We start from the raw sequence: 22141 nt of genomic DNA on the forward strand, positions 1-22141 counted from the left end.
AAACAACACTATTTTTAGACAAAGGGCACTCTTATGAGAACACGCTGTAGCCATGTTTTACTCTGGGTGGAGGATATTCATCAAGCTGTACAAGATTTCCGTCAGCTCGGTTTTTCCGTGGATTATGCCACAAAAGAAAAAAGTGCTCAGCACGCACATATTTGGTTTCGTGAGGGAGCGATTATTGAGTTACTAACGTCACCATCCAATGCTCAATACTTCAAATGGATTATTGATCTCTTTGCCGGCCGGGGCGCAGGACGTAGGATGATACGTTGGTCGCAAGAAGGGGAAGGTTTTTGTGATGTTGCCTTAGTCAGTGACGATTTTGATAATGATCTTTCAGCGATGAAGCGTGAGGGTGTTCAAACCGGGCGAGTGATTCCCTGGCAACGAACCAAGCCAAACGGACAAAAAACCAGCTTCCGCTTTGTTTATCCTCGCTCTGAGCGACTGCCATTTATTGTAAGTCCATATAACCCACCTCAGTACCCTCAAGAAACAAACCATAAAAATGGTGCTACTGGCCTGAGTAAAGTGCACATGGAAGTCAGTGAACAGGACTGGAAAACTGTACAACGTTTAATCGATAAAGATTCCACATTTAATATCAAACCCGGGCCTACAACCAAAGTTACGGGTATAGAGGTTAGTGGTCTGAGAGAAAATTTGGACCCGACTCTATTGCATGGGAGTACAATCAACCCAGCAAGCTAAGGAGCCTCTGAGCTATTTAGTGGATCAATCTCTACAGAGATTGATCCACTCACCATCAAGATAGATAAAACAGTCGTTAACTAAACTGTCGAAATCTCATTACAGACGGTATAGAACTCCAACTCCCGCACGACGTCCTTTTGCCGGCGCCCCTATTCTGGCATCAGGGGCAAATATCGCATTGGTGTAGCCATATAACTGATACTGCTCATCAAGCAGATTGTCAGCAAACAGATAAAGCTCCATAGAGTCCGTTTGCAGTGCTACACGAAGATCCACCTTGCTGTAAGCATCCAGGTTAAAGTGGTTTTGTGCATCTGCCGGGCGCTCATCTACATGGCGTACAGTCAGGTTAGTATTGAGAGCCGGTGCGCTTAACCCCATAAAGTCTGGCAGAGGCTGGTAGTAATTCAATGCCAGGCTAGCACTCCAGCTGGGTACGTCAGGCACTTCATTACCCGCCAAAACGTCACCACCGGAAACACCATACACATCTTTTGTAATTTCCGTATCCAGGAAGCTCAAGCCACCGGCAATACTAAACTGCTCGGTAATAAACCAATCGGCCTCAAGCTCTGCACCAAATGTCTCCGTATCTGCATTTACTGCAGCAGAGGAATAGGAAGCAAAATCGAAGCCTAACAAATGATCATCTTCCACTGAGCTAAAGAATACAGCACCACTGATATTCAGACTGTCTGACTCGTTTTTAATGCCTAGCTCGAAGGTGTCGACAGTTGCGGGCTTGTAAGCAACGCTATCGGCAGACTGCAAAGCAAAGTCATTGAACCCACCAGATTTATAGCCTCGTGCGGCAACTGCATAGATATTTGTGGAATTGGACAGCGAATAACCAAGAGCCAAGCGGCCAGTTGTATAGCTATCGTCCAAATCTCTTTGGTCTTGAGAAACGTAGAGATTGCCATCCATACCGTAGCTGGAATACTCACCGGCGTACTTCTTACTCTCTTGGGTGTAACGTAATCCAGCTGTAAATTTCAGGGAGTCAGTTACAGGTAATGTAGTCTCACCGTAAATAGCCTGGCTATCAGTATCGTAATCCCGGTATTGATTGGCGAAGGACACCAAATCAATTGAGTCAAAACTTCTTTCACCTTCTTGTAGATTGAGTCCAATCACCCAGAATGTAGATGCCTCAGGCAATGAGGACAAGCGTAGATCCTGGCTGATGGTCTGCTCGTCCTGGCTATCGCCACGAAGATACTCCATTGGGAAATTGAACACTGCTTGGGCAGTCTCTTGGTCAAAACCGGTTAGGTAACTAAAATCCGTGTTGACCAATGCAGTGATAGAAGTCAGTTGAGTATTAGCCCATTGGTGATTGATTTCAGTGGAAAATCGCTCAACGGTTTTTTCATTATCGTCAAAAGCTCCTGGTGTGTGTTCACTGCCAGGGTCATCACCGAAAGGTTGTAATAACTGAAGGTTCAGAAAGCCTTCCTGTTGTTGCTTCTCAGCAATAAATAAGGCTGATGTTTTCGCACCCAAATCCCATTCCAGACTACCTCTGAAAGCCAGGTCTTTGGGTTCAGTCATTGGATCGCCGTTAGTCGTATTCTCAACCCAATGGTCCTCACTGATATGTCGGATGGCTACTCGGCCACGGAGTGATTCAGAGAATGGGCCGCTGATCACAGTTTGATATAAACTCTGGTTATCCTCTCCGAGCTCTACACGTCCGTAAGCTTCAAACTCTTCGGTTGGCTTGTTAGTGGTAATATTAATAGCGCCAGCCTCACTGTTGCGCCCGAATAAGGTCCCTTGAGGCCCCTTTAATATTTCCAGTCTTTCGATATCCAGAGTCCCAAGTGACACATTTCCCGCAGGCATAGATACGCCATCAAGGTTCACTACAACGGAGCCATCATCCTTATTTACCTGAGTCAGTGAACCAACCCCGCGAATACGGATATTTGCATCCACCGCACCACTGGAAGAATAAACATCTACTCCAGGTGCACTGCGCAATGCATCTTCAAAATTGAGCAGCAATCGGTTTTTCAAATCCTCTTCGCTAACAACACTCAAGCTGAAGGGAACATCCTTGGCTTTCTCTTTTGTAAGCCGGGCAGTAACTTCAACGACTTCCATTTCTGTTTCGGAAGAACTTTCCTTTTCCGCTCCTTCCGCCGCAGAGTAGGCTCCGGAAGCGTATAGCAGACTTGCCGATATTAGCGAAATTTGTTTCGCAAGTACTTTCTTATCTAGGTTTAAGCTGAGCATAAATTGAATTTCCTTTCTATTACTTAGGCTATTAATTGATATTCGATACTTCAGAACTCTCAGCCAGTAAATTCTGTGCAGGGTCCCGCTGATAGGAAGGCCAGATATCCAGCGCTAGAACTTTCTCCGAGGGCAGACGCTCAATCAGCGTTTTTCCATTGATGACCTCAGAATCCAACTCATTAATATCGGCTAGCAAACGGTAGCTGGCCGTTTGTGCGACCGGTTGCCATCCACCCTTCTCCCAGCGCCAACGCTGTCCGTCCAGGCGTATTTGACCGGACTCCAGGTACTCGACCGTCAGAGCTGATGACAGAGGAGCCCCGAGCATATTTTGTGTCCGTGTCTCACCGACATAAGCGCTCAGTACATTTTCAATATTCTTCTGCTGCTTGATGTCATCGAGTAACGCGGACAGGGACTCAGGAGATTGCAGAAGCGTCCAGTCCAGTGCAGCCACCGGCGCGTAGTAGCGAGTCCAACCGGAAATCGGTGCGGTGCTTAAGCGCTCAACGGGTACCTCACTGCCAGCCAAGTCTCTGGTCGTCTTATCGGAGTATCGAACCAGCACATCATCAAGCACTTCGATGCCGTCGATTTCCGCTACACAAAGCAGGCCAATCGCTCCAGAAACTCCATCGCTGAGCCACGCGGAGCCGGCAATACGTCGTAAGTCCGAACTTTCCAGTAAATGCTGGCGGGCCAAGGCTCGGGCGATATCGACCCGTCTCAGCCAGCGCCCTGTACCTTCATCGGCGATATCCCAATGAGGCCCCTCGGACAGTTGCAGCAAATTACCGCTGGCCCGTGTCTCTCCAAGTCCTCTTGGCCATTGGGCAATCCGTTTAATTTCGATATCAGTACCCAGCCGCTGGCTCACGCAGGCCTGCATCTGCCCAACGTCTTTAGCAATGGCGGAAACCATATTTGAACGATCGGAATCATGGGAAATATCAAACCCATCGAATACCGCTAGTTTCGTATTGGGTGCCCATTGAATGGAGAAATCCAAGGGGCCATGAGTGCTCCCCTGCTCACTAAAGACATTTTTATCATCCCTTTGGATTTGGATCTGCCAACGCCAGTCCCCCGATGGGGCCGCGCCCTCAAGGGTTGTGGCCAGTTGTGAAGCCGGCAGGCTGAACTCAGGGTTCAAGCCCAGCGCTTCACGTTCCGCTGACACACGCAAGATACGCTCGGGGTCAACACCGATACGCGGAACAATATCGCTCGCTTGTAACCAGACTCCACTGGCAGTCAGCCCTGAGGGTTCTCCCTCTGCGGACCACCCCGGCGCCTTCATTTGCCACAACAGTTTGATATTACAACCCTGATCAGAGCAGCCTGATACTGGCAGCGACATATGGTCGTAACGTTGATCCGGTGTGACTTCACGCCCGCCCACTGAGGCCTTAACCAATACAAATCCGTGGGGTAATTCAAACTGCAAGCCCTGCCCTTCGACATAGACTTTATGCAATAACCACTCACCTTCTACTGTTTGGTTATCCGGGTCGATATTGATATTCAATTCACCACCGGACACCTCAAACCCACTCGCTTTCGGCAGCCAGTAAGATTCCCAGAGGGCATCTTCTTGTTTGAGTTGCTCTGGTGATTGATACCCGCCCTGCACTACCAGCCTATCTCCCAATACAGAACCGAGACCGAGAAGAAATAAAGCAGAACAAGCCACCAGGGCACCCTGAGGGGCCATAAGGCGTGAACGTATCAAGGCAAAACCTTGAGACATGCGGCTATCCAGTCCACGGGGAATCAAAAGAGCAGCCAGGCCGATCATCAATAGGGCAAGCGCAACTTTAAAACCATCCAAGGCCAATAAATAACCGATCCAGGGTTCCCAACCACTGAGTGCTGACAGTTGAATATGAGCGGTGATACCCACTTCATAGGGCGGGTAATGCACCAGCTCCAGCTCATGATTGAGGACCAGAATAAAGGTCACAAACATTGACATGGAATAGGCAAAGCCCGCATGGCGGAACAATGCATGCACCAAAAGCACCATCATCGACAACTCCAATAAAGGAGCTGTCACTATCAGCAATTGATAAGTGAACGCCTGTACGATATCGACAGATGCGGGAGCGGTGAGAAGCACAGCAATAATGCCCGATAGACCCGGCAACAGGGCCAACAGCACCGTCATGGCGAATACGGTAAGGGCAACGCCAAATAATCGTGTGTAGTCGGGCGCGGGGGTTGCAGACAGCATGTCGTCAAACCCAGGCACCTGATCCCTGCGGCACACCAAGCCAGTCAATGCGGCGATTACAAAAGCAATAACCAGGAAAATAACATCCTTGAGAAGCGGCAATAGCATTTCCAAGCGCGGTGCCATAGGCCCTTCAGCGTGCCAGATGATCTGGGTAAACGAGCTAGCCACCCCCATTATTACCAGGACCGCAACACCGACCCACCAAGCGCGACTACTCCATACGTGAAATAATCTCCAGCGGGCTTCCAGCATGAGTTGACGCAGGGAGCGGCCAACCGATGCGGTGTCGGGCTTAGATGAAGAGAAATCTTTAACCTTGCGAGTGGCTGCCTTTTTAGCGGCCTTCGCCCGGGCAGGTTTGGCAGCCTCTTCCAGTACCAGTGTTTCCCTTCGCAAGTATTTCAGGCAAGCCGCCAAGGCAAGCAAAGGAACAAGACACCATAGAATTCGATTCAGTACCGAACCCAAAGTAAACGGCAATAGCGAGGTTGATTTTTGCAGAGGTGTCCAGGAAGTAACCTCCGTATAAACGAAAGTAAATAGCGAGGGGTCCATTACCGTAGCCAGCTGCGGATTAATATTGCCACCCCGAAGAACGATCACAGCAAACATCCACAACATCATTAAAGCCGCTGCGAGTCCAAAAGGACCGGCCAGGCTGCGAGTTCGCAATGTAGCGACAAAATACAGAGCGCCAATACCGATGCTCGCGGGAATCTGTAACCAGATCCATGCAAACCCAAGGGCTTTCCAGGGCGCTGGGCCAATCGCTGTTTCGGGCAGCAAGCCCATCCACACCAATACCGGCGAGACTAAAAACCCTACCAGCGCAGATGCACTTAATATGGCTCCTATTACCGCAGCGCCAAGAAACCGCCCCCAAAGCATTACGCTCAAAGAATTCGGGGTTGTATAGATCACTTCATGCAGACTGGCTTTTCGGTCCCGCAATATAGGCTGCGAGAAAACCCAGGCCCAGGCAAAAAACTGAAAGAACATACATCCCGCACCCATCAGGTAAATGAGTGATGGTGAGTTCCGGGGAATATCTGTGGCCCCCATTTTTTGCATGTAGTCGGCATTGACCAAATTCAGAAGCAGGTAGATCACCAGCCCCCAGAAGGCTAAAGCCACGATGCCGCTGCTAAATCCGGCTCTTATCTCCAGCTTTGCCTCATGGGCAATAAGCGCCAGCTTGTTCATGCAGCCTCCCGCTGGTCTTTTACCTGCTCAATCGCCAGGTGATAGATATCTTCCAGGCGCGGGGTATGGGCCGTAAAGCGAGGGTCTTCGGGTTTCTCACCGTGCACAATTACCTGGGTGCCATCAGGCTTGGCGATATTGTGCAGGGATTCCGGTAACCGCTCGCCGCGAGGAATCAGTGCTTGCCACATCTTGTCTTTATGGGGCGCAGTCACTTCCGGGGCTGTCCCCTCAACGACAATGCGCCCTGAGGCCAATATCGCCAGGCGCTGACACAGGTTTTCGATATCTTCAACGATATGGGTAGAAAGCAATACAATGGCATCCGCCGCGACATCCGCCAAAACACAGTGAAAGCGATTGCGTTCAGCCGGGTCCAGGCCAGCGGTTGGCTCGTCAACGATGATCAGGCGCGGCTCGCCAATCAATGCAATGGCAATACCAAAACGACGCAGCATACCGCCGGAATAGGTTGATACGGCTCGATCGGCTACATCGGCCAAATTGACCTGCTCCAATAGCCTATCCACTTCACGGCGTCTTGCGCTTGTTTCGGTGAAGCCTTTGAGCCAGGCAAAACGCTCCAGCAATGACCGCGCTGCAATTCCAGGATAGGCGCCGATATGTTGCGGCAAATAGCCCAGTTTACTGCGCATAAAGTCCGGCTTTGCCAGCACATCCACACCATCCAGCATGATCCGACCACTGTCCGGGGTTTGCAGGGTAGCCAAGGTACGCATCAAACTACTTTTCCCGGCACCATTAGGCCCAAGTAATCCGTACATGCCGGGGCCAACTTCCAAGTTAACGCCGTTTAACGCCTTCACCCCATTTTTATATGTCTTAAAGAGCCCTTCGATGATCAACCCTGATTGATTTTGCATCTCTCCTCCTAACCCCGTTTTATAAGTAAAAATTCCGTAATCACTTTTTTTGTGCTGTTCGTGTTTTCTTAAAACTCTAGTCGCAAGCCTGGCCGACAATATCCGCTAGTGCCTGAACTGATACCGGCTCCGGTTCCCCTCGCTGGATCAACGTCGGCATACCGATTCGGGCCGTTAAATCACTCCACGCCATTGAGACACTCAATGCCCATTGACCACTTTGCTTGCGCTTCTCGGGTTGTGCGATATCAGTACAAAGGGAGTGCAGAGCCTCAATAACCGCCTCCGGCCAAGTGAGGGCAAAAATATCGTGGTAACTACGCATTTCCGTATCGCCCAGGGTAACCATGCTGGGAACGGCCAGCCGCTCTGTACCCTCACCCTTTAAAATAAGCCGGCCGGTTTGGTCCCTTGGTGAATGCAACCTGGGATTCCAGAGCACGGGGCCGTGAGTATCAGTCAAAGTCAAAACCCCAGCCTCGCCACCTATAGCAAGCCGATGTAATAGCAGGGAATGATTATCAGGGTCCTGTGGATGAACCTGATTCTGAATACGCAAAGTCATGGGCACACCACCAAAGGTAGCCGACAGACTTTGAAAAGGATGGCCCTCTGGTTGCACCGGCTCGCTAAAAGACCAGGGGCGAAGCCCGCCCACTGCACGACCAATAACATCCAATAGCGGATAGGCCATCTGGCTGTTGCAAATAGCATCGATCATTTCCAGGCGCTGGTGCCGACGTAAGTATTCTGCCGCAGCCAGGAACTGCCTGGTGGGGCGCAAATTGGGGTATAGGGTGTTAACGGCATAGGCCGAATTCCCCTGCTTTGCAGCTAGCAGGTTGGCGGTAATTTCCTTGGTGTGGACCGGATGCTCCTGCAATACATGAATGCCTCGTTTAAGAAACGATTGTGCTATTTCAGAACCCTCGCCCCCGGTTGCACCAGAACGCACAACAACACACACAATATCGATATCATCGGGGACCTGCTCTGCCTCGGTATAGAGCGGTACTCCATATTGCTCGGCACAGCTCCTGGAATAATCACTGCCACGAGCCAATAATCCAGAGAGTTCAAAATGTTCTCGGCCGGGTAATCTGGACGATGTCAGGGCTTCGAGATAAATACGACCAAAACCTGTCCCTGCAACGACAACCCGCTTGCGGTTATCAATTCCCATTTGACTCTCCCCGGTTTTCAGCCATGGACACGGCCCATTGCTCTAGTTGGTTCTTGTCTATCTGACCCTCAAGAGTCAGAGGCAATTGGTCCAAAACTTCGATATAGATTTCAGAATTAAAGTGATCGAGATATTCGGCCAGGCAATCTGCTGTCAGTCGCACTTGATTTTGCTTGGCTCTACAGGCGAAGAAGCGATGCCCTTGCCTGGACAAAGGGTGTTCGGAGACAGGCAAATCCATGACCAGCTGTAAGCCGGCAGCATCCAAGGCATTGTGCCATTGAGAAAGTGACAGAAAGGTTGCACCGGTATCTGTGCGCTCATCGACGGCATCCACCAACATAAACGCCTGTGATGCCATCACCCAGAACTCCTCACTGGTTGGCTCCGTCATAATGAACCAACCACCAGGGCGCAATAACTCGGCTGCCCTGCGCAATGACGCATCTGTGTCGCGGGCAGCGTTAAAAACACCACCGGCAATAATTACATCGAAGCTATTGGGGGAAAATCCCTGGCTGCGCGGTGAACGATCAATATCAAACAATCCACGGTGCAACCAGGGGCGCTGCTCCTGATCCCCATGTTTTGCGAAAAAGCTGTCGAGAAAAGCCGCAGAGATATCCGTAAACTGGAATTCAAAGTTGATATGGCCACTGGCACTATCCAACACTGGCAGTAGAGCCTGGGTAGTCGACCCAGTGCCAGCGCCAACTTCCAGTATTTTCAGAGTCTGTTGCTGGCCTTCCCAATTATTTAAGATGGACTTCAATAAAGCTCTTACTGAATGCTGCTGGTACCTGGCCGCTATACCCTCCCGGTAAAGCGCACTCGCCAACTCAGTGCTACCACGGGGGAACAGCAGGTGCACAGCCTGGACTTTGCCCCGAATTAGATCCGGTAATTGTTCCGCGTTAGCGCGGGCGTAATCGATCGTTTTACTGGCTCCAGACAGCATCCGCCATTCCTGTTCCAGCCGAGTCCATGCTAGAGCCAAGGCAGCATCACTGTAGCTGTCTGGATCTACCTCTGGCGACCAATACTCGCCATCAGTACGAAGTAACTGCTGCTCCTGTAAAACCTTGATCCAGCGCTTGATCAAAGCTCGGTGCTGCTGAGCCACCGGAGGGGCTTCAAGTATTTCCGCTAAGCTGTGTACTGAATGTCGATCGCAAAACAATCCCAGGTGGCTGAAAGCATTCAGCATGGATAGCAAAGCAGTAGCGTTAAGTTGTTCCGTTACCTTTACCGCATGTTCCAAATCAATATGGGCAAATTCCGCATCCAGCTCGGTATTAATTCGCGCGAACAACCCTGTCATATCAAGGTTACTGGCCTCTGCCTGCATTTTGGGCTGCGCAAAGACCGCCCAGCGATTCTCTCCAGCAAGGGGAATTGTCACGGAGCTGGCGACCGCAGGGTGTTTCGCCACACTTTCGACAAGAGTCGCAAGCTTTTGGGTCTGGGCTTGCTGGACCTTTGCAACGGGTTCTATACCTTTATCGGTACAGACCCAACCGGAAATATCGTTTGCCAATAAGCGTTGAATATCCCGCAACAGAGATTGTGATAGCAAGACATCGGTTTCATACAAAAGGCATTGCAGGCTTTTGAGATTGGTCAAGGCCAATGCCGGGTGTGCGGCCAAGCCTTTTAGCAAAGTTGACGTCAATACCACACCGGAAAACCCTGAACGCTCCAGAGCAACCAGCGCTTTAGCTGGGTTGATAGCGGGGTCCTGCAATCGCACAGGTAGCCCACAACTCCATGCTGCGAAAATACCAAAGCGAGCAAATTCATTGAGCGGAGAAAATACGGCGACCTTTCCCTGAATAGGCCCCAAAGCTTCTTGCTGCGCTTCGAGTAAGGTCAGGTTTGTCTCCACGGTGGTGTTTTCTGCCAGCAATACCGAAAACTCACCTCGATGGCCTTCTAACGCATTCGGGATTTGTACCTCTAAGGTCAAGCAATCCTTCTCTGGGTTCGCCTCAGGCACAAGTTCAAACCCGATGCCCAGCCTTAGTGCCACCAGGTGCATCAGCAGAGGCAACCCATTCCCAGAATTATCAGCTTGCCAGAGTAGTGTTTTGCCTCGCTGTGAGCCCTGTTCTGCAAGCTGCTCATTGAGCTTTGCAACCACGGAACCAGTCCAAGTCAGCACCTGACTGCCACTCCAGTCACAGCCTTCAAGTGATAATGCGGGATATTCACCCAACTGTTCCAAACCACTTAAAATATTTGCTGCTATTGCTTCTATTTTCATCACAGTCCCTTAAACAGCCCTTGCAACAAATAAGGTTTGGCCCGCTACTGATAGCGACGATGTCGAGGGTGCCAGGAAATACTTAATCTCAAAGCCAGCGCTAACCAGCTCTTCCTGCCAGGCTGCGCTATCAATAAATACCTGATCCGAGCCCCCTCGCCGATCTTCACTGCCCAAAAGAGTCCCGGATTCAGCAGGGGAAAGCAGAAACTGCATTGCCGTTAACATGGCGTGGTTATCCCGAGTGGATTCGCTAAACAATAGCCAGCCACCAGGGACAAGCGACCTGCGAATACGCTGTAGCGTTTGGCCAATATGAGCAGCGTTGTGCAAAACATTGCCAGCCACAACGATATCGGTACTTGCCGGCGCAATTGACTGCGCAGAAAAATCGACATTGATATCGAGCAGGCTGCAACGCAAACCGATGTGATTGCGAAATTTTTTCTGTGCCGCAGTGGTAAATACTGGCGATACATCGGTAAAGCGATAATTAACCGGCCTTCCGGCTAAAGTATCTAAAATTGCCGAAGTGGTTAGGCCTGCACCTCCCCCCAATTCAAGCACTCTCAGCATAGGCCCTGGCTTGACGGCCTGTTTTACGATGTACGCTGCGGCATAATTGAGATACGTCGTAAACCAGTTGTTCTGGTAGGCGGCCAGTGCCGTTAGTATTTCTCCATTCTCGAACAGCAATTGATTAATGGAGACTTGATCCCGCACCAGTTCAGACAAATGCGTCAGGAGCTTTTGATGTGACTCGGCCATTTCAGGGGGGAATCCCAGCGCACTGTAGGCCTCCGGTAATTTATCTGCTCCGACTGCACTCTCAGGAATTTGCTCCCAGGAGTAGTTGCCATTACTGAGCCTCAAAAACTCTCGTTCAACCAAGGCCACCAGCCAGCGGCGAACCAGCCAATGGTGTCGGGAAGCGGCACCCAGCGTATTAATAATTTCCTCACTGCCGCGCCCAACACTCTCTGGAGTCAGCACTCCGCTGGAGGAAAATAACTCCATAATCGTCCGCAGGCTGATAAACTCAAGCCTCTGCATTGCAGCCGGCAGTTTTGCCAAACCACTGTCTGTAGCAAGCTCAGCGGGTAAAGCTGCCAGCCCAGCCTCATGGGCGGTATCGGCGGGTGGAGGTGTTAGGTTTTTCAAATGGCTCCCTCCTCAAGGCACACCATATCTTCAATACTTGTTTCCAGGGTGGTTAAAAAACTCAATGCCCCAATCTTCGACATGCGTTCCATCGCCAATGCCGGCGGCAATACTTGGGCGCAGTAATGACAACCCGGTGGGATTTCATCGCGAAGTACAGCCATAGTGGTGACTGCGGCTACCGCTGCTGTTAGATCTGCATTGCCAGTGCCCCGCAACGCGGCTGTGCGAGTGCGCTCTTGCTCGTTGTATTTACCGGTAAGTTGCAAAAGCATCAGCACATAAGGATCGCGCCCCGCCAGATCCAGCGCACTGGCCCGACACAGTGCTGCCCGCGCTTCGTCGCGGCTAAAACCATGGGTAGTATTAAAGGCGGATAAAATATAAGAGCCGCTAACCGCGTTATACCAATCACCATCAGAGAGGGATAAATCCTGAGCTAGGCGCTCGCCCTCGCTATTTAAATACGGAAGCACAGTGGTAGATTCAGGAAAAAAGGGCAGCTCGACATCGGAACGGCGTTTCAATATTCCACTCACCCGGCGTCCATTGCGCCAGGCTGCCAAGGGTTTACTGTGCTGTTCATTGGCACCTTGCAAATAATCATCGGCGGCGACATCGGTAAATCGATCGCGCAAGCCGAAATAGCTGATCAGGCTCTCTACCTGTGAAAATTCCTGCTCTGCCAGCCAGCGTGGTAGCAGACTACTGAGCCCCGGCTGTAAGCCGGCTGATAAAACTGCGGTCAGACCATGGCTCTGGTAATAGGATCCATCGAGTTGCTCATAGAGGGCTTCATCGCCAGCAACATCGATATAGGCTGCTCCCACTTGTGCCGCAACTTTGGCAACCCTGTCGCCAATTAAATGTGAAGGTCCTGCACAATTGATCAGAACCTCGCAGCCAGATACAAACTGATCCAGTGAGGCTGCATCCAGGTAGTCCACCGTCTGATAAGAAATTACCGAATCACTGGATAGCGGCTGTTTATGTGCGTTGCGACCACCGATACGCATAGCACCCAACTCGAGGGACTGTAAATAACCGGTAACCGCTGCACCCACATCGCCATAACCACCTAAAATCGCAATTGTCATAGGCTTACCTCCATATCGGACTCAACCAAACGCCAGCCAGTAGCTTGACTGCGCTGTTGCCAAAAATGTGCATACAGACCCTGCTGTGATAACAACTTGCGGTGATTGCCAACTTCAGCCACCGCACCTTCTTCAAGTACGATTATTTGATCCGCGTTCATAACGGTGGATAATTGATGGGCGATCACAATGACAGTGGACCCTTGTTTTAATTGCTGCAGGGAACTGTTCAGGTACTTTTCATTGCGCGGATCGAGTGCTGCTGTTGCTTCATCCAGCACAACAATAGGTGCAGCTTTTAATAGGGCACGGGCGATAGAAACCCGCTGGCGTTCGCCACCAGAAAGTGCAGCGCCCCCCTCACCTACCTGCGTCTGCCATCCCTGGGGCAAGCGCTCAATAATCTCGTCTACTCCAGCCAGTTTCGCCACACGTTCCAGGGCTTCCTGACTGGCTTCGGGGTGACTCAATCGAATATTCGCTTCCAGGGTGTCGCTGAACAGATACACATCCTGCATAACGATAGAGATCTGCCGCATCAGGTCTTCTGTGCGCAGTTGCCGCACATCCACCCCGCCCACTTTTACCTGGCCCTGGTCGGTATCAAAAAAACGCAACAACAAACGAGTGATGGTGGTTTTACCCGAGCCTGATGCACCGACTATCGCTGTAGTGGTACCCGGAGAAACCCTAAAGGAAAGATCCTTCAATACCGGTTGCCCCAACTCGTAGCTAAAATTCACATTTGAAAATTCAACCAACCCACCCTGCTCGGTAAAAGGCTGAGATCTGGATGGCTCAGGTAGCGACTGCTCAAAAAAGATAGCGGCCAGTCTGTGCAAATCATTACCGGCCATGCGCAGCAGACCACTGCGCCCGGCGAGTTCCGCCAGAGGACCGGTAAATCTGGCCGCCAAAGCTAGCAAAGCCACCAATTCAATAGGGGGAAGTTGTTGATTGAGCGTGAGCCAAACACCCACGGCAATCACTGCGGCAAAGGCGAGTTGCACCATAAATCCACCGGCAAACAAGCGGGGGAAGGTCTGCCGCAACATGGAACCCGCCGCTCCGCTTTGCCCGGCAATCGCCTCTTCCAGTGGGAGATAACCGCTGACATTTTTGCCAAAAGACCTGAGTACCGCTTGGTTGCGGGCAAACTCCACCACCCGGCTACTGGCGCGAGCACCGGCAGCATCCACTTCCGTTTCCATGGCGCCTATCCACTGGGCGGACCAGCGATGGCCAATATAAATCAAGGGCACAAACAACAAAGCGGTCAGCCCCAGTCGCCAGTCAAACCACAACATTGCCACCCCCACTGTCAGCGGAGTGACAACACCGCTGACAGTGGGGGGCAACAGGTGGGCAAAAACGTTAGTCACCATCAAGGTGCCCCCGGTTGCACTGCGGGACAAACGACCGACTTTTTCTGCACTGAACCAACCGAGGGGAAGTTGAGAGAGGTGTTCACCCAAACGATTGTGCAGGGTTTTCAATACCAGGATGGCCAGTGCAGCCCCTTTTACGGTTTGCTGGTAACGAGCAATACAAGCAATCACAACTACCGATAACAGGGAAAGCAACCAGTACCCAACCGCCTCCATCTCAGAGGCCAACAGTGAGCTGAGCAGGGGCACCAGAAGTGTCACCGCGATTCCCTGCAAAACCCCATAGGCGAGAAGCCATACCGCGTAAATGCCAACTTCACGGCGATGCGCGGGTCCGAGAATGGCGAGCAAACTGCGAATCATGATGAGACCCCGCTAATAACCTGAGCCTCACCACTCATTGCTTTTTCACTCTGTTCGGCACTGTTGTACAAACGCCATAGTTCCGCGTAGTGCTTGCTCTCAGCCAACAGTTGTCGGTGACTTCCGCATTCAACCAAGCGGCCGCCGTCCAGGACCGCAATCTGATCGACTTCGGTGATGGTGTGCAGCTTATGGGCAATCACCAGTACCGTGCGATTGCGCACCAGGCAGGACAATGCCTGCTGAATTTGGGCTTCGGATTCCGGATCGGCGTGAGCTGTGGCCTCATCCAAAATCAACACAGGGGCATCTGCTAAAAGCGTCCGCGCGATACTTAAACGCTGCGCTTCTCCACCAGAAAAAAAGGCATCCTTGCCAATAACCGCCTGGTAACCTTGGGGGAAACTTAAAATTTTTTCATGGATGCAGGCACTGCGCGCTGCATCTACCAACTCCTGGTCACTGGCATCCGGGCGCCCAAGGCGCAGGTTATCTGCCACAGTGCCAGCCAATAGCTGAGTCTCTTGAAGTACAAAGCCAACATGTCGATATAAATTGTCCGGATCTATATCACGGACATCGACGTCTCCCAGAAGCACAGCACCTTGGGCCACGTCATAAAAACGGGGAACTAGTTTGGCCAAGGTGGATTTCCCGGCACCGGAGCTCCCCACCAAAGCTGTGATCGAGCCGGGGTGACAGCGCAAAGTAATATCGCTTAATACCGGCCGATCCTGGGTATAGACAAAGCTGACCTGCTTAAAGAGCAGCCCTGCATCTTTGGGCTCTTTGGGTTCAGAGGTAACAGCCAGAGGCTCAACCTCCAACAATTGATCGATCCTGCCTGCGGCAGCTTTGGCTTTTTGCTGGGCGGTCAGCCCCTGACTCAAGGTGAGAATCGTCTGGGGAATCATCACAGCGATCAGCGTTGTTGCGAGAACATCAATCGGCTGAATGCCTGTATTCACCACCAGCCAAGCGCCTCCGGCCAGACTCACCAACATAATGACCGGCACCGACAGGGCCAGAGAGGTGACTGCCTCCAGACGCACAAGCGGTGTAACCCAGCTTGTATAACGGCGACTGAAATCCTCGACGGCCTGTTGATAATTCCTGTGGGCGCGACCGGTTTGCGAGAAAACCTTGACCACCGCAATGCCGTGGACAAATTCAACAATCGCAGCACTGACCCGGCCAAAGTCCTTATCCAGCTGCTGCATTTTTTCCCCGAAACCACGCATCATCCAGGCGTAGGACACGAGGTAAATTGGCAGGGTAACTACCGCTAACAGGGCCAAGCGCCAGTCGAGCCAGAATAAGTAGCCCAAGCCCGCCAGCGGCAGTGCAAATGCAGCGACCAACTCCACCTGATGGTGCGCAACCATATGGTGAAGATCATCAAGATCATCTTGCGCCGCTTTGCGCACCGCACCGGAGGTGTGTTCGCTGTACCAACCCAGGGGCACCTGTCCCAATTTCCGCACCAGGGCACGTCGCAGTTCCGCCTGCATACGCTGGTCGGCAATATGGGTTAACCACAAACCGATCACGGTGCAGATCCATCCCATCGCCAGCCCGGCAACTATCGCGAATACAACGGGAATAATCGCATCGGCGATATCACTGATATCGGACGCCAGGAACAGGCGAGCCAGCTCAACGATACCGATAAAAGGAATCAGTGAAGTGAGCGCACCACAGGCACCGAGCACCACCCCCAGCCACACGAGGCCACGAAATGGACGCATCAGTTCCCGCAGGTTGGACTTTCGCAAGTTGGTCTTTGGCAAAATGTGCTCAGCCATCTATTTGCCCGCTTTACCGCGCTGTAATGGTTTTGCCAAGTGCTCAACGACAGTGGCAACCTGCGGCGGCTCCATCACGCTGAAGTGATTGCCCGGCACATCAATTAATTCAAAGTCACCCAGACAAACATCCTGCCAATAAGGCGCAGCCATATGGCCTACGCCAGCGGTGACACCGAAGGATTGCTCTTCCTGGCAGCGCAAGTAGGTCATATCGCCAATATAGGGAGGCAGATCAAAACAGGCAGCGCGCATACTGTGTCGGCACACCCGGAAAAGCCCCGGTATCATCGCAGCTTCAACCGGCACACCCGCCTGGGCAGAGGCCATCTCGGTATAACCGGCCAGGCGCTGCTCCTGGGTGAGTTGAGAGCGTTGCCGCACGGCTTCCGCTACCGCTTTAAGCCCGGCATCACCGTCGAGTTCTGCCATTGCACCGGCGGGAACACGACCGTTGTGTTCCTGCATTAAGGTCTCGATCGCGCGGGAAATATCTTCGCTCTCGATATGCTCACCAAATACCGCTTTTACCGGGTCGAGATTCAGGTTGGGGGCAAAAATCGCTTCGAAAGCCAGCTCTTCATCGGTATCGACAAACATTGGGATACTGTCGATCAGGCTCAGGTCAATCACATCGACACCGCGCTCCAGCAGTCTGCGCGAAACTTCCGTTGCCAGCAGACCGCCCAAGCAATAGCCAATTAACTGGCAACGCTGATAGCCCTCGTCGATGATTCTCTGGGCGTAATCATCGGCAGTGCGCTCGATTAATTCTTTGGCATCAATGGACAGATACGTTTCTGTATTGGCGACAGCAATTCCAATGACCGGGCCCAAATCCTGGGCCGCAAGCGCTTTGCCCAGGTGCTGGAAATAATCCAGGGTACCCAGGGCCGCATGGAACATAATCCGCACCGGCGCCTCTTCTTTGGATGCCCCTTTACCCTCGCCCTTATGACTGAAGGGAACCATCAAGGAGTTGCTGCCCTCGCGGGTAGTTGCAACCAGGTTGTCGATATCAGTGTCTGCGTGTTCCTCGGCAGCGGCATCCGGCTCGACTCTCAGTGCTCTGGCCAATGCAGCAACCGTCGGTCCATTGAGCATGTGGCGCAACAAGGCGTCGTAAGTAAACGATTTTGCCTCGGGAATCTCTTCCAACAAGCGCCCTGCAACCCGCGCCATAATCAGCGAGTCACCACCGAGATCGAAAAAGCTGTCCTGTCGGCCCACATTATCGAGGCCCAGTGCATTAGCCCAGAGTTTGCACAGAGCCGTTTCCAGAGGGTCCATCTGTTCTGAGTGCGCAGCCTCTTGTGCATCGCCAGTCGTAGGGCGCCAACCGGCGAGCATTTTGCGATCAACTTTGCCATTGGCGGTGAGCGGCAGCTGGTCGAGAACTTGTAAATGGGCGGGCACCATATGCGCGGGCAATCTATTCGCTAAAAAGTCCCGCAGTTTCCCGGCACTCAAATATTGCCGATCAGTTTTCATCTGCGCGGCCAATAAGTTCATACCAAAAGCAGACAAAGGATGCTCATCTTCCGGCAGACAGAGCACTTGGCCAGCACCATGGGCTTTTAGCAGCGATTGCCATTTTTCGATAGAAAGGAACTTGGTCGCCCCACAAGCGCGATCATCACCAGCCGGGTCCATCATAAAACCCTGGGTAAGCAGGATATGAGCGTGATCCACCGTTGGCTCAGTCAGGATTAACCAGCCCCCGGGCGCCAGCAATTCGACAGCACTGGCAATAGCCGCGTCTGGATCTCGGGTACTGTTGAGCATCCCAGCACATAAAATGACATCTGCACTATTGGGCGCCAAACCCTGGGCGCGATAGTCTGTATTGAGATCCATTAACCCGAAGCGCACCCAAGGCCATTCTTTAAATTGATGGCGAGCCTCAGTCAGGAAAAATGCGGTCATGTCGGTAAATAGATAGTCAACGTCATATCCATCCAACATGGGGATAACCGACGCACTGGTAGCCCCTGTGCCAGCACCCAACTCAAGAACCGTTAACCCTCTATCGCTCTGGGCGGCAATGCGGTTAATTAATGCGGAAACGGCAGCATTGTTATAGCGGGCGATAAGATCGTCCCGATAAAGGGACAAGGCCACCTGCTGGTCGCCCTGGGGGAACAACAATTCAAACGGATTTTGTTGATTCGCTAGTAACTGGGGTAATAACTCGACATGATCCCGGTGATATTGCAGGAATTCCCGATTACAAAAATCGCTTTCAATTCCCTGTTCAACGCGCTTCCACGCTTCGTCAACAGCAGAGATGTCGACTGCCCGGGTACGCGTATATTTTTCCTCAGCAGCGGCGCTGATCGCGGATAAGCTGAGCAGTTTTGCGTTAACGAGAAGGTCCAACCAACGACGCACCAGCCAGTGATGCTTTTCATGGACTTCCGCTAGTGAAAGAATTTCTTCTGCACTGTATCCCTGCTCGCAATCTGTAAATGCCCCCAGGCCCATCAAGCCGTGAAGCATCGACAACAGGGCCGCTTCCTCAAGCGCCTGCACATAGTCACCGACACTGACAGCTTCCGGCTCACCGGCCTGGTAGTGCGCAAACTGACGCACCGAATTTACCAGTTCTGGATCGATGGCTACTGGCTCGGCATCATCCATGCGACGACTTTCTACAAAACCCAACAGATTTAAATCCGCTCGCGAGCCGCCCTCTTTCTTCTCAATCACCGCCGCTGCTGTTGATACTGCGGGGTGGGCCAATAATGCAGACTCCACTTCTCCCAGTTCGATACGGTGTCCACGAATTTTTACCTGTCCGTCTTCACGGCCCAGGAATTCGAGTTCACCACCGGGCAAGTAACGGCCCAAATCGCCGGTGCGGTAAAGGCGCTGACCATCCACCGGATGAGAGAAGAATTTCTGTTTAGAGAGGGCCGTATCACCGAGATAACCATCGGCCAATCCCAGGCCAGTAATCATCAGCTCACCCGCCACCCACACAGGGGCATCGCGCAATTGGCTATCCAGCACTCGGAAGCCCTGGTTCGTCAGCGGCACGCCATAGGGAATACTGCTCCAGGCGGGATCGACTCGATCAATACGGTGGTAGTTGGACCAGATTGCAGCTTCTGTAGCCCCACCCATGCCGATAAGGTCGAGTGCGGGCACATGGCGCCTGATATGTTCAGGCAAAGTAACCGGAATCCAATCTCCCGACAGCATTGCCAATCGCCATTCGGACAGCGGCCGAGGCTCCGTATCCAAATAGGTGGCCAGCATTTGCAACTGCGCGGGGACAGAGTTCCACAGTGTCACCCGGTGCTCATCCATGACTTCCGCCCAATGTGAAGGGTCTGCACCACGAGCCGGATCAGGCAACACCAAAATCGCACCGGCTGCCAAGGGGCCAAAAATATCGTAGACCGACAAATCAAAACTGAGTTGGGCCAAACCCAAAATGCGATCGCCCGGGCCCACTTCGAAGCGGCGATTAATATCCAGCACCGTATTTAAAGCGGCCCGATGATTAATCATCACACCCTTGGGCTCGCCGGTAGAGCCGGAGGTGTAGATAACATAAGCCAGCTGCTCCGGGTCGCCATTACTGGCTACCGGGATCTCGGTTTCAGGTGCCAGGGTATCTACACTGATCACCTGTACTTCTGATGGCCACTTAATTTGGCTGGCGAGGTCGCTGAGTGTCAGGACATATTCCACCTCTGCACTCAGCAACAGTTTATTGAGCCGTATTTCCGGTTGTGCCGCGTCCAGTGGCAAATAGATACCACCAGCCAGGAGCACACCGAGGGTCGCCGCTATCTGCTCTCGCCCTTTGGGCATTGCAATGGCTACGCGACCACCCAGCTGGAAACCTTCTTTTCTCAGCGATTTGGCGATACCCGCCGCTTTTTTCGCCAGGTCCCCATAACTCACACTGCCATTGCTATCAATAATGGCAGTAGCTTCCGGTGTTGCCGCTGCCTGGGCAAATACGCCCTGGTGCAATAACTCTGAAGGAACTGGTCCATCGGTTTGATTAACCTGATACCGTTCCTGTTGCTGCCACTCGGGTAAAGAAACCGGAGACTTGCCAAGCCATTGCCCGTCGCCGCCAGCGGCGAGCTCATTCAATAAGCCGGTAAAGGCCGCGAACATATCCTCTACCAAGCCCGATGGAAAAACGCCCTGGCGCACGTCCCAGTTAATTTCCAGACCATCGGCATCATCTCTCACCTGGCAATCCAGGGTGACTTGCGGTGTCTGGGTAATTCCCCTGCCGGACTTTCTACCGCTGACAGGTTTTTCGGTATCTCCCAGACCAATAGCACTGGTAAATACCACCGGCATCAATGCGGCCTCGGGTCCTCGCGCACGGGACATTTCCCGCAGTACTTCCACGCCGGAGAACAAGCGGTGATCAATATCACTGAACAACTGTTCGCCAATGCCAGCCGCCCAATCGCGAAAGGTTTTTCCATTGGAATCACCAATCGCCAACACACTGACCGAAGTAAAATCACCGATCAGCTGGTTAACCTGAGGGTGTAAGGGCAGCCTATTCAATAAGGTAAGACTCAGGCTAAAGCATGGCTGGCGGCTCCACCGCTGCAATACCGCTCCGTAGGCAGCCAGCACGGCAACCGACGCGGTTAAGCCGGCAGTTCCGGCTCGCTGCTTCAGTGTCTGCCAGTGCGCGGTGTCCAGGCGGTAGTGGTAGCGATTAAAACGTACAGATTCCGCCTCTGAAGCGAGCGGCAAAACCGGTAACTCAGGTGCGGGCGGCAATTGCTCAAGGCGATCCAACCAATAGCGACGATCATTTTGGTAGCCCTGGCTGTCCAATAGACTTCGTTCGGCCAGGAGATAATCACGAAAATCAATTTCCAGTGGCGGCAGGGCTGCACCGGGGTGAGATAGCAGAAGGTCGAGTTCATTAAATAAAATGCCCGCACTGGCCCAGTCTGCGATCAGTGCATCCATAGAGAAATGCACTATATGGCCCTTATCTGTGCGGCTATGGCGCAGCTCGAACATGGGCCACTCACCAATGGGGTAGTTGCGGTGGCCCAGTTCATCTCTCACCGATTCCAAGGCAAGCTCCAGGGCGTCCTCGTCCAAACCGGTGAGGTCTTGGCTTTTCATTTCGTAGTGCGGCACTTGGGGGAGAACCCGCTGGTATCCCTCCTGCTCGATAACCGCCCGCAACATCGGGTGACGTTCAATGAGTTGGTTCCAGGCTTCCTGCAAACCTTTTGGATTTAATCCCGGGTATTCCAGCTCCAAGTAACCGTGACAAGCAACGCCGCCGTAGCCAAATGCATTTTGTCGACCCAACAGGTAGGCGGTCTGCACATCGCTTAAAGGGAATGGTTCATGCCGATTATCTTTATCAGCCTCTACCACCACTCCCAGGTCCTGGTCGTTGCCAGCGGCTGTTTGAGCAGCGCTCAGTATTTCGATAATTTGTAACTTGTGTTCCCGCAGCCTCTGCTTGTGCTGCTCCGACAGCAGGCCTTTGGCCGCGCGAAAGCGCAGTTGTTCAGACTCGGTCCAGAGTTCCACCCCAAGCCCTTGTAATTCGTCGATCAGTTCCATAGCCGTCATGGGGTTAA

11 protein-coding genes are annotated in these 22141 nt (G+C 52.4%); 1 reads left to right on the top strand and 10 read right to left on the bottom strand.

All coding sequences use genetic code 11. From position 1 onward, the window contains the following. The first annotated feature begins 33 nt into the window (after positions 1 to 33). Positions 34 to 717, top strand: coding sequence for a VOC family protein (locus ACG1BZ_RS12290; RefSeq protein ID WP_413662051.1), 684 nt, complete (start codon positions 34 to 36; stop codon positions 715 to 717). A gap of 99 nt (positions 718 to 816) precedes the next feature. Here the strand turns inward: ACG1BZ_RS12290 and ACG1BZ_RS12295 are convergent, their stop codons facing one another. From ACG1BZ_RS12295 to ACG1BZ_RS12340, 10 genes are all read right to left on the bottom strand, one after another. After that, on the bottom strand, positions 817 to 2961 hold the full coding sequence (locus ACG1BZ_RS12295) for a TonB-dependent receptor (protein ID WP_413662052.1): 2145 nt from the start codon (positions 2959 to 2961) through the stop codon (positions 817 to 819). A gap of 31 nt (positions 2962 to 2992) precedes the next feature. Then, positions 2993 to 6403: an ABC transporter permease gene (locus ACG1BZ_RS12300; RefSeq protein ID WP_413662053.1), complete on the bottom strand. Its 3411-nt coding sequence runs from the start codon at positions 6401 to 6403 to the stop codon at positions 2993 to 2995. Continuing rightward, complete coding sequence (locus ACG1BZ_RS12305; RefSeq protein WP_413662054.1) at positions 6400 to 7287, bottom strand: ABC transporter ATP-binding protein; 888 nt, start codon at positions 7285 to 7287, stop codon at positions 6400 to 6402. Before ACG1BZ_RS12305 ends, ACG1BZ_RS12300 begins: the two co-directional genes overlap by 4 nt. 76 nt (positions 7288 to 7363) lie before the next feature. Further along, positions 7364 to 8470 carry a Gfo/Idh/MocA family oxidoreductase gene (locus tag ACG1BZ_RS12310; RefSeq protein WP_282932863.1) on the bottom strand — a complete coding sequence of 369 codons (1107 nt, stop codon included), beginning with the start codon at positions 8468 to 8470 and terminating at the stop codon, positions 7364 to 7366. Next, positions 8460 to 10733, bottom strand: coding sequence for a class I SAM-dependent methyltransferase (locus ACG1BZ_RS12315; RefSeq protein WP_413662055.1), 2274 nt, complete (start codon positions 10731 to 10733; stop codon positions 8460 to 8462). Before ACG1BZ_RS12315 ends, ACG1BZ_RS12310 begins: the two co-directional genes overlap by 11 nt. A 9-nt stretch (positions 10734 to 10742) precedes the next feature. Continuing rightward, positions 10743 to 11894: a class I SAM-dependent methyltransferase gene (locus ACG1BZ_RS12320; RefSeq protein ID WP_413662056.1), complete on the bottom strand. Its 1152-nt coding sequence runs from the start codon at positions 11892 to 11894 to the stop codon at positions 10743 to 10745. Then, complete coding sequence (locus ACG1BZ_RS12325; RefSeq protein ID WP_413662057.1) at positions 11891 to 12991, bottom strand: saccharopine dehydrogenase NADP-binding domain-containing protein; 1101 nt, start codon at positions 12989 to 12991, stop codon at positions 11891 to 11893. Before ACG1BZ_RS12325 ends, ACG1BZ_RS12320 begins: the two co-directional genes overlap by 4 nt. Next, positions 12988 to 14742 (bottom strand): ABC transporter ATP-binding protein, encoded by a 1755-nt coding sequence (locus ACG1BZ_RS12330; RefSeq protein WP_413662058.1) that lies wholly within the window; start codon positions 14740 to 14742, stop codon positions 12988 to 12990. Before ACG1BZ_RS12330 ends, ACG1BZ_RS12325 begins: the two co-directional genes overlap by 4 nt. Beyond that, a complete protein-coding gene (locus ACG1BZ_RS12335; RefSeq protein ID WP_413662059.1) occupies positions 14739 to 16547 on the bottom strand; it encodes an ABC transporter ATP-binding protein in 1809 nt (602 codons plus the stop codon). Before ACG1BZ_RS12335 ends, ACG1BZ_RS12330 begins: the two co-directional genes overlap by 4 nt. Continuing rightward, positions 16548 to 22133: an amino acid adenylation domain-containing protein gene (locus ACG1BZ_RS12340; protein ID WP_413662060.1), complete on the bottom strand. Its 5586-nt coding sequence runs from the start codon at positions 22131 to 22133 to the stop codon at positions 16548 to 16550. It abuts the gene before it with no gap. Positions 22134 to 22141: the final 8 nt, after the last annotated feature.

This window comes from Microbulbifer sp. CNSA002 (assembly GCF_047324085.1).
Lineage (GTDB): Bacteria > Pseudomonadota > Gammaproteobacteria > Pseudomonadales > Cellvibrionaceae > Microbulbifer.

Bases quoted from the DNA above. Each gene is read 5' to 3' on its own strand.
- ACG1BZ_RS12290 (WP_413662051.1), top strand. From the start codon at position 34: ATGAGAACACGCTGTAGCCATGTTTTACTCTGGGTGGAGGATATTCAT.
- ACG1BZ_RS12295 (WP_413662052.1), bottom strand. From the start codon at position 2,961: ATGCTCAGCTTAAACCTAGATAAGAAAGTACTTGCGAAACAAATTTCG.
- ACG1BZ_RS12300 (WP_413662053.1), bottom strand. From the start codon at position 6,403: ATGAACAAGCTGGCGCTTATTGCCCATGAGGCAAAGCTGGAGATAAGA.
- ACG1BZ_RS12305 (WP_413662054.1), bottom strand. From the start codon at position 7,287: ATGCAAAATCAATCAGGGTTGATCATCGAAGGGCTCTTTAAGACATAT.
- ACG1BZ_RS12310 (WP_282932863.1), bottom strand. From the start codon at position 8,470: ATGGGAATTGATAACCGCAAGCGGGTTGTCGTTGCAGGGACAGGTTTT.
- ACG1BZ_RS12315 (WP_413662055.1), bottom strand. From the start codon at position 10,733: ATGAAAATAGAAGCAATAGCAGCAAATATTTTAAGTGGTTTGGAACAG.
- ACG1BZ_RS12325 (WP_413662057.1), bottom strand. From the start codon at position 12,991: ATGACAATTGCGATTTTAGGTGGTTATGGCGATGTGGGTGCAGCGGTT.
- ACG1BZ_RS12330 (WP_413662058.1), bottom strand. From the start codon at position 14,742: ATGATTCGCAGTTTGCTCGCCATTCTCGGACCCGCGCATCGCCGTGAA.
- ACG1BZ_RS12335 (WP_413662059.1), bottom strand. From the start codon at position 16,547: ATGGCTGAGCACATTTTGCCAAAGACCAACTTGCGAAAGTCCAACCTG.
- ACG1BZ_RS12340 (WP_413662060.1), bottom strand. From the start codon at position 22,133: ATGACGGCTATGGAACTGATCGACGAATTACAAGGGCTTGGGGTGGAA.